The organism is Pararhizobium qamdonense, assembly GCF_029277445.1.
Taxonomy (GTDB): domain Bacteria; phylum Pseudomonadota; class Alphaproteobacteria; order Rhizobiales; family Rhizobiaceae; genus Pararhizobium; species Pararhizobium qamdonense.
Genome location: NZ_CP119566.1, coordinates 2,564,837 through 2,589,674, shown reverse-complemented (window position 1 = coordinate 2,589,674; position 24,838 = coordinate 2,564,837). Strand labels below are relative to the sequence as shown.

At 60.3% G+C, this 24,838-nt stretch carries 25 protein-coding genes; 11 read left to right on the top strand and 14 right to left on the bottom strand.

Features of this window, described 5'->3' with window-relative positions; translation table 11 throughout:
* Positions 1 to 65: 65 nt before the first annotated feature.
* From purL to grxD, 4 genes are all read left to right on the top strand, one after another.
* Entirely contained in the window at positions 66 to 2,300 is a 2,235-nt protein-coding gene (gene purL, locus PYR65_RS12430; protein ID WP_276118199.1) for a phosphoribosylformylglycinamidine synthase subunit PurL, read from the top strand.
* Positions 2,301 to 2,317: 17 nt separating this feature from the next.
* A complete protein-coding gene (locus PYR65_RS12425) occupies positions 2,318 to 2,551 on the top strand; it encodes a BolA/IbaG family iron-sulfur metabolism protein (protein ID WP_037095612.1) in 234 nt (77 codons plus the stop codon).
* Positions 2,552 to 2,560: 9 nt separating this feature from the next.
* On the top strand, positions 2,561 to 2,782 hold the full coding sequence (locus tag PYR65_RS12420; protein WP_060640876.1) for a hypothetical protein: 222 nt from the start codon (positions 2,561 to 2,563) through the stop codon (positions 2,780 to 2,782).
* 136 nt (positions 2,783 to 2,918) lie between these two features.
* The gene (gene grxD, locus PYR65_RS12415; RefSeq protein ID WP_060640875.1) at positions 2,919 to 3,254 is read left to right on the top strand and encodes a Grx4 family monothiol glutaredoxin; all 336 of its coding nucleotides are present in this window, start codon (positions 2,919 to 2,921) and stop codon (positions 3,252 to 3,254) included.
* A 98-nt stretch (positions 3,255 to 3,352) separates the two neighbouring features.
* On the opposite strand, the gene PYR65_RS12410 is transcribed toward grxD, so the two are convergent.
* Positions 3,353 to 3,664 carry a hypothetical protein gene (locus PYR65_RS12410; protein ID WP_276118198.1) on the bottom strand — a complete coding sequence of 104 codons (312 nt, stop codon included), beginning with the start codon at positions 3,662 to 3,664 and terminating at the stop codon, positions 3,353 to 3,355.
* Between PYR65_RS12410 and PYR65_RS12405 the strand changes: the two genes are divergently transcribed.
* Positions 3,652 to 4,887: a multidrug effflux MFS transporter gene (locus tag PYR65_RS12405; protein ID WP_276118197.1), complete on the top strand. Its 1,236-nt coding sequence runs from the start codon at positions 3,652 to 3,654 to the stop codon at positions 4,885 to 4,887. The genes PYR65_RS12410 and PYR65_RS12405 overlap by 13 nt on opposite strands.
* A 39-nt stretch (positions 4,888 to 4,926) precedes the next feature.
* On the top strand, positions 4,927 to 6,213 hold the full coding sequence (locus PYR65_RS12400) for a multidrug effflux MFS transporter (RefSeq protein WP_276118196.1): 1,287 nt from the start codon (positions 4,927 to 4,929) through the stop codon (positions 6,211 to 6,213).
* A 75-nt stretch (positions 6,214 to 6,288) separates the two neighbouring features.
* Here PYR65_RS12400 and PYR65_RS12395 read toward each other — a convergent pair whose 3' ends face one another.
* From PYR65_RS12395 to rpsD, 4 genes are all read right to left on the bottom strand, one after another.
* Positions 6,289 to 7,113: an inositol monophosphatase gene (locus PYR65_RS12395; RefSeq protein ID WP_276118195.1), complete on the bottom strand. Its 825-nt coding sequence runs from the start codon at positions 7,111 to 7,113 to the stop codon at positions 6,289 to 6,291.
* The gene (gene ttcA / locus PYR65_RS12390; protein ID WP_244490285.1) at positions 7,110 to 7,922 is read right to left on the bottom strand and encodes a tRNA 2-thiocytidine(32) synthetase TtcA; all 813 of its coding nucleotides are present in this window, start codon (positions 7,920 to 7,922) and stop codon (positions 7,110 to 7,112) included. The genes PYR65_RS12395 and ttcA overlap by 4 nt, the downstream gene beginning before the upstream one ends.
* A gap of 211 nt (positions 7,923 to 8,133) precedes the next feature.
* Positions 8,134 to 9,072, bottom strand: a complete 939-nt coding sequence (locus PYR65_RS12385; protein ID WP_060640872.1) for a glutaminase — start codon at positions 9,070 to 9,072, stop codon at positions 8,134 to 8,136.
* Between the two features lie 103 nt (positions 9,073 to 9,175).
* Positions 9,176 to 9,793 carry a 30S ribosomal protein S4 gene (rpsD, locus tag PYR65_RS12380; RefSeq protein WP_060640871.1) on the bottom strand — a complete coding sequence of 206 codons (618 nt, stop codon included), beginning with the start codon at positions 9,791 to 9,793 and terminating at the stop codon, positions 9,176 to 9,178.
* Positions 9,794 to 10,103: 310 nt separating this feature from the next.
* Here rpsD and PYR65_RS12375 point away from each other — a divergent pair, with 310 nt between their 5' ends.
* Positions 10,104 to 10,358 (top strand): CopG family transcriptional regulator, encoded by a 255-nt coding sequence (locus tag PYR65_RS12375; protein WP_276118194.1) that lies wholly within the window; start codon positions 10,104 to 10,106, stop codon positions 10,356 to 10,358.
* Positions 10,355 to 10,783 carry a TA system VapC family ribonuclease toxin gene (locus tag PYR65_RS12370; protein ID WP_276118193.1) on the top strand — a complete coding sequence of 143 codons (429 nt, stop codon included), beginning with the start codon at positions 10,355 to 10,357 and terminating at the stop codon, positions 10,781 to 10,783. The genes PYR65_RS12375 and PYR65_RS12370 overlap by 4 nt, the downstream gene beginning before the upstream one ends.
* Before the next feature lies 1 nt (position 10,784).
* Here the strand turns inward: PYR65_RS12370 and PYR65_RS12365 are convergent, their stop codons facing one another.
* From PYR65_RS12365 to PYR65_RS12345, 5 genes are all read right to left on the bottom strand, one after another.
* Positions 10,785 to 12,299, bottom strand: a complete 1,515-nt coding sequence (locus tag PYR65_RS12365) for an ATP-binding protein (RefSeq protein WP_276118192.1) — start codon at positions 12,297 to 12,299, stop codon at positions 10,785 to 10,787.
* Positions 12,300 to 12,469: 170 nt separating this feature from the next.
* Positions 12,470 to 12,862, bottom strand: a complete 393-nt coding sequence (locus PYR65_RS12360) for a VOC family protein (RefSeq protein WP_276118191.1) — start codon at positions 12,860 to 12,862, stop codon at positions 12,470 to 12,472.
* Positions 12,863 to 12,995: 133 nt separating this feature from the next.
* Complete coding sequence (murI, locus tag PYR65_RS12355; RefSeq protein WP_276118190.1) at positions 12,996 to 13,799, bottom strand: glutamate racemase; 804 nt, start codon at positions 13,797 to 13,799, stop codon at positions 12,996 to 12,998.
* On the bottom strand, positions 13,786 to 14,619 hold the full coding sequence (locus PYR65_RS12350; protein WP_276118189.1) for an RNA methyltransferase: 834 nt from the start codon (positions 14,617 to 14,619) through the stop codon (positions 13,786 to 13,788). Before PYR65_RS12350 ends, murI begins: the two co-directional genes overlap by 14 nt.
* A 90-nt stretch (positions 14,620 to 14,709) precedes the next feature.
* Positions 14,710 to 15,225: a hypothetical protein gene (locus PYR65_RS12345; protein ID WP_276118188.1), complete on the bottom strand. Its 516-nt coding sequence runs from the start codon at positions 15,223 to 15,225 to the stop codon at positions 14,710 to 14,712.
* Positions 15,226 to 15,533: 308 nt separating this feature from the next.
* Here PYR65_RS12345 and PYR65_RS12340 point away from each other — a divergent pair, with 308 nt between their 5' ends.
* A complete protein-coding gene (locus PYR65_RS12340) occupies positions 15,534 to 16,748 on the top strand; it encodes an NADP-dependent isocitrate dehydrogenase (protein WP_276118187.1) in 1,215 nt (404 codons plus the stop codon).
* Between the two features lie 51 nt (positions 16,749 to 16,799).
* Here the strand turns inward: PYR65_RS12340 and PYR65_RS12335 are convergent, their stop codons facing one another.
* The gene (locus PYR65_RS12335; RefSeq protein ID WP_276118186.1) at positions 16,800 to 17,342 is read right to left on the bottom strand and encodes an STM3941 family protein; all 543 of its coding nucleotides are present in this window, start codon (positions 17,340 to 17,342) and stop codon (positions 16,800 to 16,802) included.
* A gap of 222 nt (positions 17,343 to 17,564) precedes the next feature.
* Here PYR65_RS12335 and PYR65_RS12330 point away from each other — a divergent pair, with 222 nt between their 5' ends.
* Both PYR65_RS12330 and PYR65_RS12325 read left to right on the top strand, forming a co-directional pair.
* Positions 17,565 to 18,902 (top strand): glycosyltransferase family 4 protein, encoded by a 1,338-nt coding sequence (locus PYR65_RS12330; protein ID WP_276118185.1) that lies wholly within the window; start codon positions 17,565 to 17,567, stop codon positions 18,900 to 18,902.
* Entirely contained in the window at positions 18,884 to 19,645 is a 762-nt protein-coding gene (locus PYR65_RS12325; protein ID WP_276118184.1) for an HAD-IIB family hydrolase, read from the top strand. The genes PYR65_RS12330 and PYR65_RS12325 overlap by 19 nt, the downstream gene beginning before the upstream one ends.
* Before the next feature lie 91 nt (positions 19,646 to 19,736).
* Here the strand turns inward: PYR65_RS12325 and PYR65_RS12320 are convergent, their stop codons facing one another.
* The 3 genes from PYR65_RS12320 to recA all read right to left on the bottom strand — a co-directional run bounded on the left by PYR65_RS12320 (position 19,737) and on the right by recA (position 24,734).
* Positions 19,737 to 20,588, bottom strand: coding sequence for an AraC family transcriptional regulator (locus PYR65_RS12320; RefSeq protein WP_276118183.1), 852 nt, complete (start codon positions 20,586 to 20,588; stop codon positions 19,737 to 19,739).
* A gap of 165 nt (positions 20,589 to 20,753) precedes the next feature.
* Positions 20,754 to 23,417, bottom strand: coding sequence for an alanine--tRNA ligase (alaS, locus tag PYR65_RS12315; RefSeq protein ID WP_276118182.1), 2,664 nt, complete (start codon positions 23,415 to 23,417; stop codon positions 20,754 to 20,756).
* 225 nt (positions 23,418 to 23,642) lie between these two features.
* Complete coding sequence (gene recA / locus PYR65_RS12310; protein WP_060640859.1) at positions 23,643 to 24,734, bottom strand: recombinase RecA; 1,092 nt, start codon at positions 24,732 to 24,734, stop codon at positions 23,643 to 23,645.
* Positions 24,735 to 24,838: the final 104 nt, after the last annotated feature.

Here is a 24,838-nt window from a genome sequence, read left to right as displayed (position 1 = left end):
CGCATCCTAAACAGGCTGACGAACCGTCGCCGTGCAGGATGCTCCAACGGACCGAATGGACCCCGATGACCATTTCCAATACCCGCCCCATCACTCCCGAGTTGATTGCCTCGCACGGCCTGAAGCCGGATGAGTATCAGCGCATCCTGGGTCTGATCGGCCGCGAGCCGACCTTCACCGAGCTTGGCATCTTCTCGGCGATGTGGAACGAGCACTGCTCCTACAAGTCCTCCAAGAAATGGCTGCGCACCCTGCCGACCACCGGCCCGCGCGTCATCCAGGGCCCGGGCGAAAATGCCGGCGTGGTCGATATCGATGATGGCGATTGCGTCGTCTTCAAGATGGAGAGCCATAATCATCCGTCCTATATCGAGCCCTATCAGGGCGCTGCCACCGGCGTCGGCGGCATCCTGCGCGACGTTTTCACCATGGGTGCGCGGCCGATCGCGGCCATGAACGCGCTTCGTTTCGGCGCGCCGGATCATCCAAAGACCCGTCATCTCGTCTCCGGCGTCGTTGCCGGTGTCGGCGGTTACGGCAATTCCTTCGGCGTGCCGACGGTCGGCGGCGAGGTCGAGTTCGACGCTCGTTACAACGGCAATATCCTTGTCAACGCTTTCGCTGCAGGACTTGCCAAGTCTGACGCGATTTTCCTGTCGGAAGCCAAGGGTGTTGGCCTGCCGGTCGTCTATCTCGGCGCAAAGACCGGCCGTGACGGCGTCGGCGGCGCAACGATGGCATCGGCCGAATTCGACGAATCGATCGAGGAAAAGCGTCCGACCGTGCAGGTTGGCGACCCCTTCACCGAAAAATGCCTGCTTGAAGCCTGCCTTGAGCTGATGAAGACCGGTGCTGTCATCGCCATCCAGGACATGGGTGCTGCCGGCCTCACCTGCTCGGCCGTCGAAATGGGCGCTAAGGGCGACCTCGGCATCGAGCTGGAACTGGACAAGGTGCCGGTGCGCGAAGAGCGCATGACGGCCTATGAGATGATGCTGTCGGAAAGCCAGGAGCGCATGCTCATGGTTCTGGAGCCCGCCAAGGAAGAGGTCGCCAAGGCGATCTTCGTCAAATGGGGTCTCGATTTCGCCATCGTCGGCAAGACCACCGATGACCTGCGGTTCCGCGTTCTTCACCAGGGCGAGGAAGTCGCCAACCTGCCGATCAAGGAACTGGGCGACGAAGCCCCGGAATATGACCGTCCCTGGACCCCGGCCAAGGTAGCAGCACCGCTTGCAGCCGGCGATGTTCCGCAGGCCGACATTGCCGATGCCGTGCTGTCGCTGGTGGGCTCAGCCAACAATTCCTCGCGCCGCTGGGTCTACGAGCAATATGACACGCTGATCCAGGGCAATTCGCTGCAGCTGCCCGGCGGCGACGCCGGTGTCGTGCGCGTCGAAGGTCATCCAACCAAGGCGCTGGCCTTTTCCTCCGACGTGACACCGCGTTATGTCGAGGCCGATGCTTTCGAAGGCGGCAAGCAGGCGGTGGCCGAATGCTGGCGCAACATCACGGCAACCGGCGCCCTGCCGCTGGCTGCGACCGACAATCTCAACTTCGGCAATCCGGAGCGTCCGGAAATCATGAGCCAGCTCGTCCATGCCATCAAGGGCATCGGCGAAGCCTGCCGTGCACTCGATTTTCCGATCGTCTCCGGCAATGTCTCGCTCTACAACGAGACCAACGGCCAGGGCATTTTGCCCACCCCGACCATTGGCGGCGTCGGCCTGCTGGGTGACTGGTCGCAGATGGCCCGGATCCGCTTTGCTGCCGAAGGCGAAACCATCCTCCTCGTCGGCGCGCCCGAAGGGCTTGGAACGCATCTCGGCCAGTCGGTCTATCTGCGCGATATCCATGGCCGTACGGACGGCCCTGCCCCGCATGTCGATCTCGCCCATGAGCGCAAGACCGGTGATTTCGTCCGCAGCCTGATCACCGATGGCTTGACGACGGCAGTGCATGACTGCTCGTCCGGCGGCTTGGCGCTCGCCGTTGCCGAAATGGCGATGGCATCTGGCATCGGCGCCAAGGTTTCGACCGTTTCCGGCCACGACCCGGTCGCCGTGTTCTTCGGTGAAGACCAGGGACGTTATGCCGTGACCGTCAAGCAGGAACATGCAGCCGTGGTTGCAGAGCGCGCAAAGGCTGCCGGCGTGGCAGCACCGGTCATCGGCAGCACCGGCGGCACGGAAGTTGTGCTGGGTTCGGCCAGGCCGCTTGCAATTCTGCAATTGCGTTCGGTGCATGAATCATGGTTCCCTGACTTCATGGACGGCGAAACACTGATAGCCGCCGAGTAATTCAGGGAGTACAGACTATGCCGATGGCACCTGGCGATATTGAAGACATGATCAAGTCGGGCATTCCCGGCGCAAAGGTGACAATTCGGGACCTCGCCGGCGATGGCGACCATTATGCAGCCGAAGTTGTCGCGGAAGCCTTCCGCGGCAAGAGCCGGGTGCAACAGCACCAGATGGTCTACAATGCGCTGAAGGGCAATATGGGTGGCGTGTTGCACGCCTTGGCGCTCCAGACATCCGCGCCGGAGTAACATTATCCGATGGCCAATCTTATGAAAGAGCTGGTCAGCGGCGTGGTCGAGAGCGTTCTGAAGGAAATCCTGAAGAAGGCCGGCGGCACCACGGCAACGAAACGGCAAAAGCGGCAGACGCGTTCGGCCACCACCGGCCGGTTCAAGAAGGCGCCGGCTGCCAAGGCCAAACCGGCGAAGAAACAGGTCAGCCGCCGCAAAACGGCGGCATCGCGCAGCAAGACCAGCTGAAACACGCGGGTCACCTGTTGCCGTCGTGCAAGCCATCAATTTTTGTTGTATTGGGGTGATGAAAATCACCGGCATGCATGTTATCTAACAGACATCGACACCCGGCCCTTGAAGCGGGATGAGGAAGGATTACGACATGAGCGGTATCAACGATTTCATCGCCAACGAAGTGAAGAGCAACGATGTCGTTCTTTTCATGAAGGGCACCCCGCAGTTCCCGCAATGTGGGTTCTCCGGTCAGGTTGTTCAGATGCTTGATTATATCGGCGTCGATTACAAGGGCATCAATGTGCTCGCCGACGCTGATCTTCGTCAGGGCATCAAGGACTATTCCAGCTGGCCGACCATTCCGCAGCTCTACATCAAGGGCGAATTCATCGGCGGTTGCGACATCGTGCGCGAAATGTTCCAGGCTGGCGAACTCCAGTCGCATTTCGAAGAACAGGGTATCGCGGTCAAGGGCGCAGCCTGACACCGGCTTGAAGCCACAGTGACACCTGAAAAAGGCGGGTCACCGCCTTTTTTGATTCTAGGTAGCCGTGACGACACTCTAATGTTGCGCGTACTTTTTTAGCCGAACCAAACATGGCCCGCTGTCACAAGCCGGTCGCGATCCTTGGTATAAGCACGCCCGGTGCAGATATCTGCGCTGTCGAACGAGGCCAGATCTGACCTCCCCGCCTGTCTTCGTGATTCGCCGGCTCGCTTTGCCGGCTTTGCCTCAACGCCGGTGATCCGGTTGCCGTTTTGAAAGCGCTTCGGAGCCGCGCTTTTGGTTCGATCTTTTCCGCTGGCTCCAGCATTTTCATCTGCGCCGGAAACATGTCCGTTTCCGTTCAGGCGCCCGGCACCATCGCCAGGAATATCCCATGACCACACCATCCGAAGCGCCGGGCCTGCCGGCTCTGTCCAAACCACAATTCATTGCCCTGATGGCCATGCTGATGGCGATCAACGCGATCTCGATCGACATCATGCTGCCGGGTCTTCAGGAAATCGGCGCTAGCCTTGGCGTCGCCGATGAAAACACCCGCCAATATGTCATTACCGCCTATCTGCTGGGTATGGGCTGTGCGCAGCTCGTCTTCGGCCCGCTGTCGGACCGGTTTGGCCGCAAGCTGCCGCTTCTCGGCGGCCTTGGCCTCTATGCGCTCTGCGCGCTCGCCATCGTCTTCATTCCGTCCTTTACCGGGCTTTTGGCATTGCGCTTCATTCAGGGCATCGGGGCCGCCGCCACCCGCGTCATCACGATTTCCATCGTCCGCGACGTCTATGGCGGCCGGATGATGGCCGAAGTCATGTCGCTGGTGCTGATGGTCTTCATGATCGTCCCGGTGATCGCACCCAGCGTCGGCCAGCTGATCATGATCTTTGCCGAATGGCACATGATCTTCGTCGTCATCTGCCTGTTTGCGCTTCTCGTGGCCTCGCTGGTCATGCTGCGGCTTCCCGAAACGCTGTCTCCCGAACACCGCCGGCCGTTCACGGTCACCTCCATCCTGGCCGGTTTCCGCATCGTGCTGACCAACCGCGTCTCGCTCTGTTATTCGCTGGCAGCGTCCTTTCTCTTCGGCTCGCTGTTCGGCTTCATCAATTCGGCGCAACAGATCCTGGTCGGCATCTACGGGCTTGGACACTGGTTCCCGCTGGTCTTTGCCGGCTTTGCCAGCATGATGGCGCTTGCCTCCTTCACCAATTCGCGGCTGGTCAAGCGCTATGGCATGCGCCGCCTGTCGCATGGAGCGCTGATCGGCTTCGTGATCTCCAGCCTGATCTGGGTCGTGGCCTCGGTCTCCGGCGTGCTGCCCTTCTGGCTGTTCGCCGTCCTCTATGCCTGCGCCATGTTCCAGTTCGGCCTGATCGGCTCGAACTTCAACGCCATGGCGATGGAGCCGCTCGGCCATGTCGCCGGAACGGCGTCGTCGGTTCTCGGCTTCACCCAGACGATCGGCGGCGCCACCATCGGAGCGCTGATCGGCCAGGAGTTCAACGGCACGGTGACGCCGCTGGCCATCGGCTTCCTGTCGGTCTCCGTCATCGGCCTTGGTTTTGTTCTGACCGCCGAAAAAGGCAAGCTTTTCAGCCCCCACAATCCCGCAGTTTAAACGTCCTGTCTCTTTCAAAAGACATTCATAGGTTTCCCCATGTCCGCCACCACCACCACTGAACATGTCGAAAATATCGGCTCGTCCCGGATTGGCCTCGGCTTCTTCGAATTCGTTATCACCATCGCCCTCATGACGGCAAGCGTGGCCATGGCGATCGACATCATGCTGCCGGCGCTGCCCAATATCGGCCAGTCGCTCGGCGTTGAGAATGCCAATGATAGCCAGTGGGTGATCGGCGTCTTCATGCTGGGCTTCGGCTGCTCGCAGATCATCTTCGGCAGTCTGTCGGATGCGTTCGGCCGCCGCCGGGTGCTGCTGTGCGGCCTCGCCTTCTATGCCATCTGCATGTTTGCGGCTGCGCTCTCCGGCAGCTTCGAGATGCTGCTCGTCATGCGCTTCATTCAAGGCATCGGCGCTGCCGCCGTGCGCATCACCACGATGGCGATCGTGCGCGACTGCTTCGGCGGCCGCGAAATGGCGCGCGTCATGTCCTATGTCATGATCGTCTTCATGATCATCCCGATCGTCGCGCCGTCCGTCGGCCAGGCAATCATCATCTATGCCAACTGGCATTGGATCTTCATCCTGCTCGGCATCGCCGGAGCGGTACTGTTCGTCTGGGCCTTGGCCCGCATGCGCGAATCGCTGCCGGTCGCAGAGCGCCTGCCGCTGTCGGTATCGGCCGTTCTCTCCGGCTTTGGCACGGTGCTGACCAACCGCATTACCTGCGGCTACATGATCGGCATGACGCTGTTTACCGCCGTCATCTGCGCCTACATCATGAGCGTGCAGCAGATGTTCGGCGAGGTCTATGGCCTCGGCGACTGGCTGCCGCTGGCCTTTGCCGCCACAGCCGGCGGCATCGCCGTCGCCAATTTCGCCAACGGCTTCTTCGTACGCCGCTTCGGCATGCGGCGGATCTCGCATACCTCGATGATCCTGTTCACGCTGCTATCGCTTGCTGGTCTTGCCGTCGCACTGGCAGGCACGCCGAGCTTTCTGTTCAGCTATGTGCTCTTTTCGGTGCTCCTGATGTTCTTCGCTGTCATCGCCACCAACTTCACCGCCATCAGCCTGGAGCCGATGGGGCACCTTGCCGGCACTGCAACCGCCATTACCGGCTTCGTCTCGACAACCGGCGGCGCGCTGCTCGGCGGCCTCGTCGGCCAGATGTTCAATGGCACCGTGCAGCCGCTCTTTGCCGGCTTCGCCGTCTTTGGCGCGCTGACGATCGCCGCCACGTTCTGGGCGGAAAACGGCAAGCTCTTCACCCATCCGGGCGACGATCACACGACGCTGGAAGGTGCTGGCGGGCATATGTAAACCGCTGAGCAAAAACAAAAAAAGGCCCGCCCGGACAACGCCCGGCGGGCCTTTTTCATATTGAACTGTGTTGCCTCAGACCGTGAACACTTCACGCCGCAGCATCTCCCAGCAATCCTTGTCGGACGCCAGAAGCAGGCCGCCATCGACATGATGCGGCAGATAGGGCGACCCATCGAACCGGGCGGCATAGGCACCGGCTTCCTGCGCAATCAAGGTCCCGGCAAGATGATCCCAGGGCATCAGCTTCTGGTACATCAGGAAATGGAAGTGACCGCCGGCAAAACCGCGATATTCATGGGCCGCACAGCGATAGCTGGTGGCGATACGGACCTTGGCCATATTGCCCATGACGATGCGCCGGTTTTCCGGTGCGTAGAAACCGGTCGAGGCGCAGCCGACCAGGCTTTCCAGCGGCACGGCCGGAACCGTCGATAGCTGCTCCTGCGAACCGTCAGCCTTGCACAGCCAGGCACCCGACCCCTTTTCGGCGATCACCCAGTCATTGCCCATTGGATCATAGATCAGACCGGCGACCGTCTCGCCCTTGGAGACGACGGCGGCCATGACGCCGAACAACGGCAAACCCGCCGCATAGTTGAACGTGCCGTCGATGGGATCGACGACAACGGCGAGATCGGCCCCCGCCAGGCTTTCCAAGAGCGCCGGGTTGGCCGCGACCGATTCCTCGCCGATGAACAGGGCGTCCGGCGCGATCTCCACCATCCGTGCCTTGATCAAGCGCTCAGCCGCCTCATCCGCCTCGGTCACCAGGTCGATCGCCTCCGACTTCATGCGAACGTCGCCAGCGCCGAGATTGCGGAATTTTGGCAGGATTTCCTTGAAGGCCGCTTCCTGCAGGATGTTGGCGATGGCAGCGATATCGATGGCAGACGTCATGCTTTGGGCTCCGCAAAGAGAGATTGGAAATCGAACAGTTTGGGATCGAGCAAGTGTGACGGGTTCACATGGCCGAGTGCGCGCAGCATCGTGTCCTTGCGGCCGGGCATGCGCCGCTCGATATCCGACAGCATCGCCTTCATGGCGTTGCGCTCCAGACCGTCCTGCGAGCCGCAGAGATCGCAAGGGATGATCGGAAATTCCATGGCTGCGGCAAATTTGGCGAGATCATCCTCGGCCGCATAGGCCAGCGGACGCATGACCATCAGGTCGCCATCGTCGTTCAACAGCTTGGCCGGCATCGTCGCCAGCCTGCCGCCATGAAAGAAGTTCATGAAGAACGTCTCGAGAATATCCTCGCGGTGATGGCCGAGCACCAGCGCATCGCAACCTTCCTCGCGCGCGATCCGGTAAAGATTGCCACGGCGCAGGCGCGAACAGAGCGCGCAATAGGTGCCGCCAGCCGGGACCTTTTCCTTCACGATCGAATAGGTATCGCGATATTCGATCCGGTGCTTGACGCCGATCGACGACAGATAGTCCGGCAGGATATGTTTTGGAAAATTCGGCTGGCCCTGGTCGAGATTGCAGGCGACGAGTTCGACCGGCAAAAGGCCGCGCCACTGCAGGTCCATCAGCAGCGCCAAGAGGCTGTAGCTGTCCTTGCCGCCGGAGACGCCGATCAGCCAGCGCTTCTGGCCGTTCAGCATGCCGAAATCGTCGATCGCCTGGCGCACTTGGCGCAGCAAGCGCTTGCGCAGCTTGTTGAACGACACTGAATCCGGCATCTTTGCAAAGATCGGATGCATCGCCTCGCTGCCGGAATGATCCGGGCTGGACGAAAAATCCTCAAGGTCGACGGCCGGCGGCTGAACGGCAATATCCATGACAAAGTCCCGGATGAAAGGGCGCGCAAACAAAAAAACGGCGCGCGAAAACGATGTCCTGCACTTGCCCGTCTAAAGCAGCAAGATCAAGGAAAATGCACAAAAAACGATATGAAACTTCCGTAACGGTGGCTTAGGCGCCGAAAACAGACCATCCGGTGCGGCTTGCCAGCATTTCCAGCGCCAGCGACCCCAGCAGCGAATTGCCATTGTGATTGAGCCCCGGCGACCAGACGGCGACGGACGCCTTGCCCGGCGCGACGCAGAGAATGCCGCCGCCGACGCCGCTCTTGCCCGGCAAACCGACGCGATAGGCAAAATCGCCAGAACCATCATAGTGGCCGCAGGTCAGCATCAGCGCATTGATCCGCCGCGCCCGCTGTTTGGAAACAACGGAATGCTTGGTCAGCGGATTGGTGCCGGAGGCTGCGAGAAACAAACCGGCTTTGGCCAGCTGCACGCAGCTCATCGCCAGCGCGCATTGATGGAAATAGACGCCGAGCACATGATCGACGGGGTGATCGAGCTTGCCGAAGGAGCGCATGAAATTGGCGAGCGCAAAATTGCGGTAGCCGGTCGCAGCCTCCGAGCGGGCAACCTCGGGATCGATGACGATATCGTCCTCGTCGGCGAGATAGCGCACGAACCGGACGACCTCGCCGATCGCTTCCTTCGGCGTATGACCGGCAAGCACCAGGTCTGTGATCGCGATCGCACCGGCATTGATGAACGGATTGCGTGGGATGCCATGCTCTTGCTCGAGCTGGACGATCGAATTGAAGGCCGAACCGGAGGGTTCGCGGCCGACGCGCTTCCAGATGTTTTCACCGTGTTTGCCAAGTGCCAAAGTCAGCGTGAAAACCTTGGAAATACTCTGGATGGAGAATGGCAGCTCCGCATCCCCGGCTTTGTGCACGTCCCCATCGACGGTGACGATTGCCATGCCGAAACGCTTGGGATCGACGCGGGCGAGCTGCGGGATATAGTCGGCCACCTTGCCTTCGCCGAGCCGTGGGGTGAGCTCCCGGTGGATATCATCGACGATCGACTGCAGGTCCAACGGGCCGGGCATCCATCATTCTCCGCAATGAGATCGGTTAAAAAATCGGGCAACAAAAAAGCCACCCATCTCTGAGTGGCTTTTCTGAATTTCACAAGGCCGGGGCCGTAAGAAATTATCGCGAATAGAATTCGACGACGAGGTTCGGTTCCATGATGACCGGGTACGGAACATCGGTCAGGGCAGGAACGCGGGCGAAAGTCGCAACCATCTTGTTGTGATCGACTTCGATGTAATCCGGAACGTCGCGTTCAGCGAGCGAAACGGCTTCGAGAACCGAAACGAGCTGCTTGGACTTTTCGCGAACTTCGATCACGTCGCCAGCCTTGCAGCGGTACGAGCCGATGTTGACGCGGATGCCGTTGACCTTGACGTGGCCATGGTTGACGAACTGACGGGCAGCAAAGACCGTCGGAACGAACTTGGCGCGGTACACGATCGCGTCGAGGCGCGATTCGAGCAGGCCGATCAGGTTTTCAGAGGTGTCACCCTTGCGGCGGTCAGCTTCGGCGAAGATCGCACGGAACTGCTTTTCGCGGATGTCGCCGTAATAGCCCTTGAGCTTCTGCTTGGCACGCAGCTGCACGCCGAAGTCGGAAAGCTTGGACTTGCGGCGCTGGCCGTGCTGGCCAGGACCGTATTCGCGGCGGTTTACCGGGGACTTCGGACGGCCCCAGATATTTTCGCCCATACGGCGGTCAATTTTGTACTTGGACGATTCGCGCTTGCTCATCGTATTTCCCTTCAAAAGGTTACACCGGTCTGTTTCCAAACCGGATCAAGGAAACACGCCCTCCTCTGAACTTCTTTTGAAAGCTCTGACAGGTTTCTCACGATCACGCTGACGGAGAATCCACGGGACATGTCGTTTCGCGCATTTCCCTTTCCGGCGAACCGGAAAGATGAGGCTTATGCGCACTAAAAGTAACACCGGGCATTTCGGCCCGGCGCTGAGCGGGTCTTTAGGGGCAAGCAGCGGAAATGTCAACAAGCAGTTGAGGCGCGGTTCACGAGACGGTATAAACGACAGGAAAGGATACACGATGCAAACAACGTTGAAGATCGATGATGACGTGCTGCTTGCTGCGCAGCAGCTTGCCGATCGCAATGGTCTTGCAATCGATCAGATCATTTCGGATATGGCGCGCCGCGGCATGGGGATGTCTGCTTACATCTCGCAACGCAACGGTATTCCCGTCTTGATTCGTCCTGGGGCTCAAATCGTCACGGTGGAAATGGTCGATGCTCTGCGTGATGAAGATTATGACTATTTCTCAAGCGACGCTGGCGACAAATGACGTTTCTGCTGGACGTCAACGTGCTCATCGCTTTGGCAGACAGTAGCCACAGTCATTATTCCGTTGCCACAAGCTGGTTTGAAAAAATCGGCCAAAAGGATTGGGCCACCTGCCCGATAACCGAAAATGGTATGATCCGTATCCTTTCGGATCCTCGTTATGGCAGCCCCGTGCCAGATGCCGCAATGGCGACCGAACTTCTCCAGCTATTCCGGCTTACCGGCAAACATTCGTTCTGGCATGACGACATCAGTCTCACCGACCCCGGCATTTTTATCCGGGATAAAGTCACCTCGAAACATACCACAGATATCTATCTGCTTGGACTTGCGAAAGCGCACGGCGGACGGCTTGCCACCTTCGACCGCCGCCTCGCCACACAGGCTGTCATCGGTGGCTCAGACATCCTTTGCCTGCTCGCCTAGCTTATTCCGCAGCGTTCCGGCTTCCCGCCTCATCGTAAACAGCATCGGCGGCCCCCGGCGCTGTCTCCACCTGCAAATCCGGAAAGGCCACGATCCGTTTGCCGGAAAGATCGCTGTGAACCACGATCAGCCCCTGCTCTTCAAAATAGCCGAGCAGACGGCGGGCGCGGCGGGCTGAGTGGGTGCCATAGGCCCGCGCGATCATCGCGTCAGACGGACATGGCAGATTGCGGACGGCCGATTGTGCCACCAGCAGGAAGACGCCCTGCAGATCGTCGGTGACATTGCGCGACAGAGTGAGCGCCGAAGCCCAGATTTCGCCTGCAGCCGTCTCTGCATCGACACCGGAGCGGGCAACCGCCATCTTGCGCCGGAAAGCGCTGAGCGACAAAGGAGCGCCCGGCACGCGGCGGATACGGCAGCGCACGAGGAAGTCCTGGAACAGCTCGGCATCGGCGCGAAACGCCGCATCGGGATTTTCGAGAATTTCGGACAGCAATCCGTCCAGCAGCGCCTCGCGCTCCAGAACCGGCATTTCCGGTACCGGCGCCTTGGGCTCTGCAAGACCGGCCGGTTCCGGGCGCGGCCGGGACAGTTCGGCGAGAATATCCGTGGCGGGCCGAGGCTGGGCGCTTGCACGGCGCACGATCGGCCGGATCAGTTCATCCGGGTCCGGCGTGAAGATCAGGTCTTCGACATCGGGAACCGCTTGCGGCAAAGGCGTCAGTTTCGGGCTGGTGGAGCGGGCCGACGTCTCGACATTGCCGATCGTCACCGGCAGCGGACGCCGCGACAGAGCCGGGCCGAGCGCCACGAACGAGCCGCGCTTCAGATCGCGGAACATCTCGGCGGTGCGGCGGTCCATGCCGAGCAGATCGGCGGCGCGCGCCATGTCGATATCGAGAAAGGTGCGGCCCATCAGGAAATTCGAGGCTTCAGCGGCAACGTTCTTGGCAAGCTTGGCCAGACGCTGCGTGGCGATGACGCCAGCCAGGCCGCGTTTACGGCCCCGGCACATCAAGTTGGTCATGGCACCCAGCGAAATCTTGCGCGCCTCTTCCGAAACGTCGCCGGCAACCGATGGCGCAAACATCTGGGCTTCATCGACAACGACGAGCACCGGATACCAGTAATCGCGATCGGCATCGAACATGGCGTTGAGGAAGATGCCGGCGCTGCGCATCTGCTGCTCGATATCCAGCCCCTCCAGCGACAGGACGCAGGATACCCGGTGCTGACGGATACGGCTGGCAATGCCGATCAGCTCGGCCTCCGTGCGCTCGCCCTCGATGACCACATGGCCGAACTTGTCGGCCAGTGTCACGAAATCGCCTTCCGGATCGATGATGCATTGTTGCACCCAGGGCGCGGACTGTTCCAGCAAACGGCGCAGCAGATGCGACTTTCCAGAACCGGAATTGCCCTGCACCAGAAGACGCGTCGCCAGAAGCTCCTCGATATCGAGCGGAACGGATGCGCCATTAGACGCCGTCCCCATATCGATGCCGACTTTCATATCCACCTCGTTCAAACTGCCATGCCGGATGCGCCGCCACGAACCCGCAAGCCAAAGGGCTTAGCACCATCTCCGCTGTTTTGCGCGCCAGCGCAACAGAAACCCACAGCTAAGACGGATGTCGTGCCGTCTCGCTGCCCGGCGTAAGGCAAAAGCGCTCATTGTATCGTTCAATCCCCGGCGTAACAGACAGCCTGCAGCTTGTTTCCATCGGGGTCGCGGATATACGCCGCATAATAGTTGGGTCCATAAGACATGCGCGGCCCAGGGGCGCCTTCGTTTATGCCTCCCAATGTCAGCGCCAACGCGTGAAACGCATGAACCTGTGCTCTGGTCTCGGCAACAAATGCAACATGCGTCCCGTTTCCCCATGTCGCGGGACGGCCGTCTTCCGGGGTGTAGATGTAGATAATCGGCATCTGACCATTTTTCTCATAGGCCAATGGTTTTTCCGCAGGCTTGGGCAACCGAGAAAAGCCTATTGCACCTAGAACTGCATCATAGAATTTTGCGGACCGCGCCTTATCGTTCGTTCCAAACGTGATGTGGCTGATTGCTGACATATAGACTTTCCACTCGCCGATAAACACGAAAAGACCATACCAGAAGTTGCACGGCGAAAAGAGAGATAGTGGCAAATTTCTATGTTCAAGACCGTGGAAATCTTCGATTTCAAAATAAGCGATCGAAAGATTCTCAGGGGCTTTGCACAGTCAGCCCAAACCCCTGCAGCAACCGGCGCGTGGTAAAATCCGGACGCCCGGATGTGAAGATCGCCGGATCGATGCCGTTCAGCGGCTCAAATCCATCCGGCAGCGGTACGAGGCTGCGGGCGCGCCGGGCAATCGCCTCGGCCGGGTCGAGCCAGTCCACCGGCCAGGGTGCCAGGCGGCGAAAGACATTGGCCATGAATGGATAATGCGTGCAGGCCAAAACGACGATATCGGTCTTGCGGCCATCCTTTTCGACGAAACATTGCGCGATCTCGGAAAGCACCGCCGCATCGTCGATCGCTTCGCCGCGAATATAGGCTTCCGCCATGCGCGCCAGATTTTCCGAGCCGACGAGGCGGACATGGCATTGGGTGGCGAAGGACTGGATGAGATCGCGCGTGTAGGCCCGCTTGACGGTGCCGGGTGTTGCCAGAACCGAAACGAGACCCGAGCGCGTGCGCTCCGCCGCCGGCTTGATCGCTGGCACTGTGCCGACGAAACGCATGTCCGGGAAAGCGGCGCGCAGATCGGCACCAACCAGCGTGAAGGCAGTGTTGCAGGCGATGATGCAGATTTCCGGATCATGCCGGGTCAGCAAAGTCGCAAACAGCGAGATGACGCGCGCCTTCAGCGCCTCCTCTTCCCAGCCGCCATAGGGAAACCCGGCATCATCGGCGACATAGATGAAATGCCGCTCCGGCATCAGCACGCGCGCTTCGCGCAGCACGGTCAGCCCGCCGATGCCGCTGTCGAAAACGAGGATGGGCTTCAGCTCAGCTGTCGTCACCGGTATCGTCAACCTTGTTTGCGCGCGAGTTTTCCGGCGCTCCGGCACCCCGCGGCGCCTCGCGGGTGAAACGATCGAGCGATGAGACGATGCCGCGCACCAGCCGGATTTCGGATTCGGTAAAGCCGGGGCGGGTCAGGACTGCGCGCAAATTGTCGATCAATTTCGGCTTTTTGGCGACCGGCCGGAAGTAGCCACGCGCATCCAGCGCCTCCTCCACATGGTCGAACAGGCCCTGCAGCTGGTCCTTGGTCGCCGGGTTCTGCGGCAAGGCCTGGAAGGAGGTTTGCTCGCGTGATTCCATCGATGTCTTCAGCCATTCATAGGACATCAACAGCACCGCCTGCGCCAGATTCAGCGAGGCAAAAGCCGGGTTGACCGGAAAGGTGACGATCTCGTCGGCCAGCGCCACCTCTTCGTTGGTCAGCCCCGTGCGCTCGCGCCCGAACAGGATGCCGGTCGCCTCCCCCAACGTGAAGCGCTGGCGCAACGTTTCGGCGGCCACCAGCGGCGAACGCACCGGCTTGTAGCCATAGCGGTCACGCGCCGTCGTCGCATAGACGAAGTTGAGGTCGGCAATCGCTTCCGGCACCGTCTCGTAGACCTTGACGGCATCGATGACGTGATCGGCGCGGCTTGCGGCAGAGCGGGCCTTTTCGCTCGGCCAGCCATCGCGCGGGCTGACCAGCCGCAGCTCGGACAGGCCGAAATTGGCCATGGCCCGCGCCACCATGCCGATATTCTCGCCAAGCTGCGGATGCACCAGAATGATCGCCGGGCCTTCGGTGAGAAGCACGCGCTCGCTATTGGTTCCTGCCATGCCGGTACTTTCGTCTCTGTTCTCTATGTCTCGGTTTCGCCGCTTCCTCGCACAGATGCGCTTATTTTGAAAGCCGCAGACCGCAATGCACTATTGTGGATCGCTGGCACCCTGGCTGGCAATCGCCTGCAACTCGCTTTTGAGCGAGCCCGCATCCCCCGCGCGCACGATATCGTCGATGACAGGCTTGCCGCCTTCCTCGATCACGATGAAATGCAGTTCGCTCGGTTTCCAGTCCGCAGGGCGCTCGCCAAAACAATGGGTATTGTCGAAGGTGACGGTCACATCGCTCTTGCCGTCGGCGGGCGCACCTGGTGTCACGGATAGATCCTTGATCGAGCAGCTGTCCTGACCGCTGACGATCACATCATAATCGAAGGGCGAACCGCCTTCCTCATAGGCTGGAAATTTGGCCGCCTCGCGGTAGGCCTTGGCGAAATCCTCGCTGTAAATGCGGCCAAGCCGTGCAGGCGAAAAATAGTCTTCGCCCGCCTGCGCCTCCTCCGCCCAGCCCTTCACCGCCTCCTGCATGATCTCGTTGACGGGGGCTGACGGATCGGCGGCCTGCGCGGTCGAAAAAGCCGCACAGGCAAGAACAACAAGCATGAACCGTTTCATCGACCATCCCCGGTTTCAAAGGCGCGGCCGGTCAGCCACCGCCAAACAATGCGGCTGCTCATAACCATTTTCAATGCGTGAAGCGAGGCCGGATCGCGTTTGTGTGTAAGGACAAACGCTCAGCATAGGCATCTGCGGCGGATTTCCCGCGCGTTGTGCGGGGTCATTGAACGCCGGTTCTGCAATCAGCAGGAAACACCTGCCAAATCGCGCGTGTATACCTTTGCCTGTGGTGAACTGGATGCTATAGGGGCGCAAACCCTTCTCCATCCACCCCCCAAGCAGAGGTTTGCAACATGACAAAGATCAAGGTCGCCAATCCGGTCGTCGAGCTCGACGGCGATGAGATGACCCGCATCATCTGGCAGTTCATCAAGGAAAAGCTGATCCATCCCTATCTGGATATCGATCTGGAATATTATGACCTTGGCATGGAAAACCGCGATGCGACCAACGATCAGGTGACGATCGATAGCGCCAACGCGATCAAGAAGCACGGCGTCGGCGTCAAATGCGCCACCATCACGCCAGACGAGCAGCGCGTCGAGGAATTCGGCCTGAAGAAGATGTGGAAATCGCCGAACGGCACGATCCGCAACATCCTGGGCGGCGTCATCTTCCGCGAGCCGATCATCTGCAAGAACGTGCCGCGCCTCGTTCCCGGCTGGACCAAGCCGATCATCGTCGGCCGTCATGCCTTCGGCGACCAGTACCGCGCCACCGATTTCAAGTTCCCCGGCAAGGGCAAGCTGTCGATGAAGTTCGTCGGCGAGGATGGCACCGAAATCGAGCATGAAGTCTATGACGCACCGGCCGCCGGCGTTGCCATGGGCATGTACAATCTCGACGAATCCATCACCGATTTCGCCCGCGCCTCGCTGAACTACGGCCTGCAGCGCGGCGTTCCCGTCTATCTGTCGACCAAGAACACCATCCTCAAGATCTATGACGGCCGCTTCAAGGATATCTTCCAGCAGGTCTTCGACGCCGAATTTGCCGACAAGTTCAAGGAAGCCAAGATCTGGTACGAACACCGCCTGATCGACGACATGGTCGCCTCGGCGCTGAAATGGTCGGGCGGTTATGTCTGGGCCTGCAAGAACTATGACGGCGACGTCCAGTCCGATATCGTCGCGCAAGGGTTTGGGTCGCTTGGCCTGATGACCTCCGTCCTTATGACGCCGGATGGCCAGACGGTCGAAGCCGAAGCCGCCCACGGCACGGTGACGCGTCACTACCGCCAGCACCAGAAGGGCGAGGAAACCTCGACCAACTCGATCGCCTCGATCTTCGCCTGGACCCGTGGCCTTGCCCACCGCGCCAAGCTCGACAGCAATGCCGAGCTGGCACGCTTTGCCGACACGCTGGAAAAGGTCTGCGTCGATACCGTCGAGGCCGGCTTCATGACCAAGGACCTGGCGCTGCTGATCGGCCCCGACCAGCCCTGGCTCTCCACCACCGGCTTCCTCGACAAGATCGACGAGAACCTGAAGAAGGCAATGGCTGCTTAATTCAGCCTTTGTGACTGATATGAAGACCCGGCCACAGCGCCGGGTCTTTTTTTATGGCTGCCCGGGACGGGCTGTGACGGCAGGCTGAGCCCGCAGCGCCCATTCGGCGATCATCTCGATGAGTGTGTCCGGCGGGATATCCAATTCGGCCGCGTTCAGGCAAACACCTTGAAAACCCAGCCCGCGATTGCTCTCGCGCGTAAACCGCACCGTTTTGGTAAACGGCAGTGTTTGCTCGGCCAGCGGCGACAGCATCAGTTCGATAACGGGTCGCTGGCGATAGGTGAGCAGCCGCGCCGCTTCGATATCCTCCCAGCGGATCGGAGTGGCGGAGATATCGCGGGCAAGAAGACCTTCGTTTAAAAACTCTAGCGCCGGCCGCTTGTCGAGAAGTTTGACCAGCCCGGCAATGGCGAACACACCGAAGAACAGCATGGTGAAAAGGCCGATGAAGACGCGGAAAGCGCCGGCGCCCTGTTCGTCATAAATGACTTTCGTAATGAGAGCGCCCAGCGCAACGAATACCAGCGCGCCGAGAAACAGGCGGATCATTTTTGACTTCGATCGGTGAACCACGATTGCAGTCTGCGTCATCGCATTCTCCCTTAAATACATGTCAGGCCCTTCACCTAAACCCGCAATTGAATTTCCAAAGGATGAAGGCCTATCTCGTCCGGATTTTCAAGTGTGGAACACGGCGCAAAACACAATCCTGGGCAGAATTATTGGAACCTTTCCGGCGCCCGACCGTTCGCGAAGTGAACCCTTTCGCATGCTGCACTGCACGCACCCTCCTTCCAAAAGAATTGTGATCGCATGACCAGTTCCCCCGATAAGAGCCACCTTCCCCGCATCGCGCTGGTGTCGACGCATGGATATGTTGCGGCCGAACCACCGCTCGGTGCCGCCGATACCGGTGGCCAGGTCGTTTACGTCATCGAACTTGCCCGCAAGCTCGCCCTTCTCGGCCATCAGGTCGATATCTATACACGGCGGTTCGAGGATCAGCCGGAGTTCGACGAAGTCGATGACCGCGTCCGCGTCATCCGCATCCCCTGTGGCGGCGATGACTTCATTCCCAAGGAATATCTCTACAAGCATCTGATGGAATGGTGCGAAAACGCTGTGCGCTTCATCCGCAAGAACAATTTCACCTATACGCTGATCAACAGCCACTACTGGGATGCCGGTATTGCCGGACAGCGCCTGTCGGAAGCCCTGGCCGTCACCCATATCCACACGCCGCATTCGCTGGGCATGTGGAAGAAGAGCCAGATGGAAACGGATTATCCGGACAAGGCCGCCGAATTCGACAAGGAGTTCAACTTTTCCGAACGCATCAAGCATGAACTGATCATCTACCGCTCCTGCAGCATGGTCATTGCCACGACGCCGATCCAGGTGGAAATGCTCGTCAACGACTACAATCTGCCGCGCGACCGGGTGCACATGATCCCGCCCGGCTATGACGACAACCGCTTCTTCCCGGTATCGCGGGCAACGCGCGAAATGGCCCGCCAGCGCTTCGGTTTCGAGGGCAAGGTGGTGATGGCGATGGGCCGGCTTGCCACCAACAAGGGCTATGATCTGCTGATCGACGGTTTTTCGGTTCTGGCCGAGCGCGAGCCGGAGGCGCGGCTGCATCTGGCAGTCGGCGGCGAAAACATGGACCCGCAGGAAGCGGGCATTCTCGATGAGCTGAAACAGCGCGTTGAGGCCCTCGGGCTGAACGGCAAGGTGATATTTTCCGGCTTCGTGGCCGACGACGATCTGCCCGACTTCTACCGCGCCGCCGATATTTTCGTACTGTCCAGCCGCTATGAGCCGTTCGGCATGACCGCTATTGAGGCCATGGCCAGCGGCACCCCAACCATCATCACGGTTCATGGCGGCCTTTTCCGTGCCGTCAGCTATGGCCGCCACGCGCTGTTTGCCGATCCCTTCGACAAATATGATCTCGGCATCACCATGATGAAGCCGCTGAAACACGAGCGGCTCTATGGCCGCCTGTCGCGCATGGGCGCGCACAAGGCGCGCAGCCTTTTCACCTGGACCGGCATCGCGCAGCAACTCATCGGCGTTGTTGAAGGACGGCCGATGCCGCAGGCGATGGATGACAACGAATGGGCCGAACCATGGACGGACGGAGATTGAGGCGCGTCCGGCTGTTCTGCAGCGATATCGATGGCACGCTGGCAGGACACAGAGACGCGGAGGCGCGGTTTAGCGCGGCTTGGCAAAGCCTACGCCCGGACGTACGCCCACTTCTGGTCCTCAACAGCGGCCGCCTGATCGAGGACCAGAAGGCCTTTATCGCGACCACGGCTCTCCCGAGACCAGATATCTATATCGGCGGCGTCGGCACCATGCTCGACAATGAAAAAGAACCCTCCCACGGCGCCGCCTATTCCAGCTCCATCGGCGCCGGTTTCGACCGCAGTAGAATTGCCAAGGCCCTGGCCGGCATTCCCGGCCTCGCCGTCCAACCGGACGTCTACCAGCATGCGCAGAAATCCAGCTGGTATCTGCGCGATGCCGACACGGTCACCCTGGCCGGGATAGAGGAACGGCTGGCAAGCGCGGGTATTGCCGCACGCCTTGTCTATTCCAGCAACCGCGATCTCGACATCCTCCCAGACGGTGTCGACAAGGGGGCAGCCCTGACATGGCTCTGCCGCCAGCTCGGCCTGTCCCATGACGATGTCGTGGTGGCTGGCGATACCAACAATGATCGCAGCATGTTCGAACTGCCGGGCGTGCGCGGCATTGTTGTTGCCAATGCTCTTCCCGAATTGAAGGCGATTGCCGAGGACCGGCCGGACATCTACGGCGCTCAAGGCCTGATCGCCGATGGTGTGTTGGAGGGGCTGGTGTATTGGGGCGTGCTGGAAAACTAGTCTCGGCGCCGCGTCCGTTAAAACTTCCTTAGCCAGCTCATAACAACAACGAACCCGGCGTCGCGATTGCACTGCGGGGTCCGTTCAGCCGCTATTTCAACGGCAGATAAATGTCCGTCAACAGCTCTGTCGGCGCGGCCTCGCGCGGGTTATTGATATATTCCTCGAACATCACGCTATCGCGCACGTCCCGGCCCGACTTCGGCAGCCATTCGCCATAGAGCCATTGATAGGCTTTGTGCATATCGGCGTAAGGCCCCTTGTGACGCAGGACCGCATATTCTCCGCCATCCAGATGCTGATGGACCAGCGGCGCGTCTGCCGACACATGCTGGCCCTCCGTCACACAGGCGAACGACCGCAGCTTGTCCTCCGGCACCAGATCCGGATCATCCAGATAGAGGCCGACCATCCTCATCTCTGGCCTATAGAGCCCGCGCGCCTGCAGCGTGCCGCCAAGCGTTTCGAAAGCCAGGCCTATGCCCATATAGGAGCCGGTATGGCTGACCCCGGCCAGCGCGCGCGGGGCAATCGTTTTCGTCGTAACAGAATACATGGCGTCAAATCCTTTGCCATTTGGCGATTGAAAGACCGTATGGCTCCCCTCTCTCCGGTAACGGGCCGGCGGCATGCCGAACACCGATTTGAAAATCCTGGTAAAGGATTGGAGATTGGGATAACCGGCCCGCCTTGCGATTACATCGACAGAAAGAGTGGTGCGCACCAGATCACCCGCCGCCCGGTGCAGCCGCAACCGCTTGACGGTCGCCGCCAGCGTCTCGCCGTGCACGGCCCGGTAAATCCGGTGCCAGTGATGCGGCGACAGACAGGCAATGTCCGCAAGCCGGTCAAGATCGAGCTCTTCATCCAGATGATCGTAGATATAGGCCGATACGCGCTGCAGACGCTGCTCATACGCGGCCCAGATGCTTGCCTCCTTCATGCCGTACCTCTCGCAATCCGAACAACCAGACAGAACCACATCCGGATTTGACAAATCCTGCGGACTTGGCCGCGCCGATTTCAACACGGGAAAAAGCTATCGAACACAAAAAAACCGGACATTTCAGCCCGGTTTTCAAAGATCACATTGCGATGCCAGCCGGAATCAACCGGCCAGTGCTGCACCGACGGCTTCGATGGCTTGCGCGGCCTTTGCGCCATCCGGACCGCCGGCCTGCGCCATGTCGGCACGGCCGCCGCCGCCCTTGCCGCCGAGAGCGGCTGACGCAATGCGCACCAGATCGACAGCGCTGAACCGCGCGGTCAGGTCGTCGGTCACCGCAACCACGGCGCTCGCCTTGCCGTCTTCGGAAACGCCGACGAAGGTGACGACGCCGGAGCCGAGGCTGGTCTTGCCGTCATCAGCCAAACTCTTCAAGTCCTTCGGCTCGACGCCGGTGACCACCTTGCCGAGGAATTTCACGCCGCCGATTTCCTGGACCTGATCGGCCGCACCACCGGCATCGCCGCCACCGAGCGCCAGCTTTTTCTTGGCCTCATTCAACTCGCGCTCCAGCTTGCGGCGCTCGTCCACAAGCGCCTCGACACGGGTCAAAACCTCGGCCGGCTGAACCTTCAAGGTCGTGGCCAGCGTCTTGACCCGCTCGTCCTGCTCGTTGAGATAGGCAAGCGCCGAAACGCCGGTCAGCGCTTCCAAACGGCGGACGCCGGCACCAACGGCACTTTCGCCGACAATGCGCACGAGGCCGATCTCGCCGGTTGCGCCGACATGGGTGCCGCCGCACAGCTCGACCGAATAGGGCCGGTTGGCCTTGGCGCCATGGATGCCCTGCCCCATCGACACGACGCGCACCTCATCGCCATATTTCTCGCCGAACAGCGCCATCGCGCCCTCGGCAATCGCGTCATCGACGCTCATCAGCCGCGTCGTCACCGGGCTGTTCTGAACGATGATCTCATTGGCCATGTCCTCGACGATCTTCAACTCCTCAGCCGACATGGGCTTGGGATGCGACACGTCGAACCGCAGGCGCTCGGGCGCAACCAGCGAACCCTTCTGGGCCACATGGGTTCCGAGCACCTCACGCAGCGCCTCATGCAGCAGATGGGTGGCGGAATGGTTGGCGCGCAGGCGCGAGCGGCGGGCGTGATCGACGGTGAGTGCGGCCGTATCGCCGAGCTTGACCGTGCCATCGTCAACGATGCAGGAATGCACGAACAACCCCTCGCCGCGCTTTTGCACGTCGGTCACCGTCAGCTTGGCATGATCGGTGGAGATGACGCCGGTATCGCCCATCTGGCCGCCGGATTCGCCGTAAAACGGCGTCTGGTTCAGCACCAGCTGCACGGTCTCGCCCTTCGATGCGCTTTCCAGCGCCTTGCCGTCGCGCACGATCGCCTGCACGACGCCTTCGGCGGTCTCCGTGTCGTAGCCGAGGAATTCGGTGGCACCGAGCTTGTCCTTGAGCTCGTACCAGATGGTTTCCGTCGCCTTGTCGCCGGAACCGGACCAGGACGCGCGGGCTTCCGCCTTCTGGCGCTGCATGGCGGCCGAAAACGCGTCGGTATCGACGCCGATGCCGCGGGCACGCAACGCGTCCTGCGTTAGGTCGAGCGGAAAACCAAACGTATCATAGAGCTTGAACGCGGTGTCGCCGTTCAGCTGATCGCCCTCGACGAGATCGGTCGTTGCGTCCGACAGGAGGCCGAGGCCACGTTCCAGCGTCTTGCGGAAACGGGTTTCTTCCAGCTTCAGGGTTTCCGAAATCAGCGATTCCGCCCGGATGAGTTCCGGATAGGCGCGGCCCATCTGGCCAATCAGGGCCGGCAACAGCCGCCACATCAGCGGATCGCGAGCGCCGAGCAGCTGCGCGTGGCGCATGGCACGGCGCATGATGCGGCGCAGCACATAGCCGCGGCCTTCGTTCGACGGCAGGACGCCATCAGCGATTAGAAAGGCGGATGCGCGCAGATGGTCGGCAATGACGCGGTGGCTGGCGCGGCGGTCGCCTTCGGCCTTGACGCCGGTTGCCTCTTCCGAGGCTGCGATTAGGGCGCGAAACAGGTCGATATCATAATTGTCATGCTTGCCCTGCAGCAGAGCCGCGACGCGCTCGAGGCCCATGCCGGTATCGATCGAAGGACGCGGCAGGTCGACGCGTTCTTCCTTGGTGATCTGCTCATACTGCATGAAGACGAGGTTCCAGATCTCGATGAACCGGTCACCGTCTTCGTCCTTGGAGCCGGGAGGTCCGCCCCAGATGTGATCGCCGTGATCGTAGAAGATTTCCGAGCAAGGACCGCACGGGCCGGTATCGCCCATCGCCCAGAAATTGTCAGAGGTCGGGATGCGGATGATCCGGTCGTCAGACAGGCCGGCGATCTTCTTCCACAGGCCAAAGGCCTCGTCATCGGTGTGATAGACGGTGACCAGCAGGCGCTTGGCATCGATGCCGAAATCCTTGGTGATCAGGTTCCAGGCAAGCTCGATCGCCCGCTCCTTGAAATAGTCGCCAAAGGAGAAATTGCCGAGCATTTCGAAGAAGGTATGATGGCGCGCGGTGTAACCGACATTATCGAGGTCATTGTGCTTGCCGCCGGCGCGCACACATTTCTGCGCGGTCGCAGCCGTCGAATAAGGCCGCTGCTCAAGGCCTGTAAAAACATTCTTGAACTGCACCATGCCGGCATTGGTGAACATCAGGGTCGGGTCGTTGCGCGGAACCAGCGGGCTCGACGACACAACCTCATGGCCGTTCTTCTTGAAGTAGTCGAGGAACGTCGACCGGATTTCATTCACGCCGCTCATATTGCGCCCTTATCTCTTGCATCGGACCGTCCGCAGCCTGCTTGGCTAAACCGCGAACCGGAAAACTTTTGAAAATCGCGGACCACCGGACATCCGCCGATCCTTCGCCGCCCCATTGGAACACAGGCTTTTATCGTCCGGGCCAATCCCTGTCCAGACGGCAAAAGAAAACCGGCCGCTCTGGTGGGAGCGGCCGGCAGACATCAGGTCGAAAATCAGAGGATCTTACGCCAAAGCGGCATCGTCTTCGTCATCCTGGGCTTCCGGGCCGCCGTTTTCCAGGAACTTTTCAGCAATCAGGCCGGCATTCTGGCGCAGCGACAGTTCGATTTCCTTGGCCGTATCGGGATTATCGCGCAGGAATGACTTGGCATTCTCGCGGCCCTGGCCAAGGCGCTGGCTGTTATAGGAGAACCAGGCGCCCGACTTCTCGACAATCCCGGCCTTGACGCCGAGATCGACCAGTTCGCCGGTCTTGGAGACGCCCTCGCCATACATGATGTCGAACTCGACCTGCTTGAAGGGCGGTGCCATCTTGTTCTTGACGACCTTGACGCGCGTCTGGTTGCCAATGACCTCTTCGCGTTCCTTGACGGCACCGATGCGGCGGATGTCGAGGCGGACGGAGGCGTAGAATTTCAGGGCGTTGCCGCCTGTCGTCGTTTCCGGCGAACCGAACATGACGCCGATCTTCATGCGGATCTGGTTGATGAAGATGACCATGCAGTTCGACTTGGAGATCGACGCGGTCAGCTTGCGCAGCGCCTGGCTCATCAGGCGGGCCTGGAGGCCGGGAAGGCTGTCGCCCATTTCGCCCTCGATTTCAGCGCGTGGCACCAGGGCTGCGACCGAATCGATGACGAGAACGTCGATGGCGCCGGAGCGCACCAGCGTATCGGTGATTTCCAGAGCCTGCTCGCCGGTGTCCGGCTGCGAGATCAGGAGATTTTCAAGATCGACGCCGAGCTTGCGGGCATAGACCGGATCCAGCGCATGTTCCGCATCGACGAAGGCGCAGATGCCACCCTTCTTCTGGGCTTCGGCAATGGTCTGCAACGCCAGCGTCGTCTTGCCGGAGCTTTCCGGTCCATAGATTTCGATCACGCGCCCCTTGGGCAATCCACCGATTCCCAGCGCGATATCGAGGCTGAGCGATCCCGTCGAAACGGTTTCGATTTCGACAATGCTGTCTTTTCCACCGAGCTTCATGATCGATCCCTTGCCGAACGAGCGTTCGATCTGGGAGAGTGCCGCTTCAAGTGCCTTGCTTTTATCCACCGATTTGTCCTCTACAAGCCGCAAAGAGTTTTGTGCCATGTGATCCACCTTTAGGTTATGGAGCCTGCCGAGGCAATGAAGCTGCCGTTGAAAGCTATGTACACTTTTTGTTCTCATTTCGCAAGACCTATCTATCGACTTGA

Bases quoted from the DNA above. Each gene is read 5' to 3' on its own strand.
- PYR65_RS12330 (WP_276118185.1), top strand. From the start codon at position 17,565: ATGACCAGTTCCCCCGATAAGAGCCACCTTCCCCGCATCGCGCTGGTG.
- PYR65_RS12345 (WP_276118188.1), bottom strand. From the start codon at position 15,225: ATGCTTGTTGTTCTTGCCTGTGCGGCTTTTTCGACCGCGCAGGCCGCC.
- PYR65_RS12375 (WP_276118194.1), top strand. From the start codon at position 10,104: ATGCAAACAACGTTGAAGATCGATGATGACGTGCTGCTTGCTGCGCAG.
- PYR65_RS12360 (WP_276118191.1), bottom strand. From the start codon at position 12,862: ATGTCAGCAATCAGCCACATCACGTTTGGAACGAACGATAAGGCGCGG.
- alaS (WP_276118182.1), bottom strand. From the start codon at position 23,417: ATGAGCGGCGTGAATGAAATCCGGTCGACGTTCCTCGACTACTTCAAG.
- PYR65_RS12410 (WP_276118198.1), bottom strand. From the start codon at position 3,664: ATGGTGTGGTCATGGGATATTCCTGGCGATGGTGCCGGGCGCCTGAAC.
- grxD (WP_060640875.1), top strand. From the start codon at position 2,919: ATGAGCGGTATCAACGATTTCATCGCCAACGAAGTGAAGAGCAACGAT.
- PYR65_RS12395 (WP_276118195.1), bottom strand. From the start codon at position 7,113: ATGACGTCTGCCATCGATATCGCTGCCATCGCCAACATCCTGCAGGAA.
- recA (WP_060640859.1), bottom strand. From the start codon at position 24,734: ATGGCACAAAACTCTTTGCGGCTTGTAGAGGACAAATCGGTGGATAAA.
- PYR65_RS12405 (WP_276118197.1), top strand. From the start codon at position 3,652: ATGACCACACCATCCGAAGCGCCGGGCCTGCCGGCTCTGTCCAAACCA.
- PYR65_RS12385 (WP_060640872.1), bottom strand. From the start codon at position 9,072: ATGCCCGGCCCGTTGGACCTGCAGTCGATCGTCGATGATATCCACCGG.
- PYR65_RS12365 (WP_276118192.1), bottom strand. From the start codon at position 12,299: ATGAAAGTCGGCATCGATATGGGGACGGCGTCTAATGGCGCATCCGTT.
- ttcA (WP_244490285.1), bottom strand. From the start codon at position 7,922: ATGCATCCGATCTTTGCAAAGATGCCGGATTCAGTGTCGTTCAACAAG.
- PYR65_RS12320 (WP_276118183.1), bottom strand. From the start codon at position 20,588: ATGAAGGAGGCAAGCATCTGGGCCGCGTATGAGCAGCGTCTGCAGCGC.
- rpsD (WP_060640871.1), bottom strand. From the start codon at position 9,793: ATGAGCAAGCGCGAATCGTCCAAGTACAAAATTGACCGCCGTATGGGC.
- PYR65_RS12325 (WP_276118184.1), top strand. From the start codon at position 18,884: ATGGACGGACGGAGATTGAGGCGCGTCCGGCTGTTCTGCAGCGATATC.
- PYR65_RS12335 (WP_276118186.1), bottom strand. From the start codon at position 17,342: ATGACGCAGACTGCAATCGTGGTTCACCGATCGAAGTCAAAAATGATC.
- PYR65_RS12425 (WP_037095612.1), top strand. From the start codon at position 2,318: ATGCCGATGGCACCTGGCGATATTGAAGACATGATCAAGTCGGGCATT.
- PYR65_RS12350 (WP_276118189.1), bottom strand. From the start codon at position 14,619: ATGGCAGGAACCAATAGCGAGCGCGTGCTTCTCACCGAAGGCCCGGCG.
- PYR65_RS12420 (WP_060640876.1), top strand. From the start codon at position 2,561: ATGGCCAATCTTATGAAAGAGCTGGTCAGCGGCGTGGTCGAGAGCGTT.
- PYR65_RS12340 (WP_276118187.1), top strand. From the start codon at position 15,534: ATGACAAAGATCAAGGTCGCCAATCCGGTCGTCGAGCTCGACGGCGAT.
- purL (WP_276118199.1), top strand. From the start codon at position 66: ATGACCATTTCCAATACCCGCCCCATCACTCCCGAGTTGATTGCCTCG.
- PYR65_RS12400 (WP_276118196.1), top strand. From the start codon at position 4,927: ATGTCCGCCACCACCACCACTGAACATGTCGAAAATATCGGCTCGTCC.
- PYR65_RS12370 (WP_276118193.1), top strand. From the start codon at position 10,355: ATGACGTTTCTGCTGGACGTCAACGTGCTCATCGCTTTGGCAGACAGT.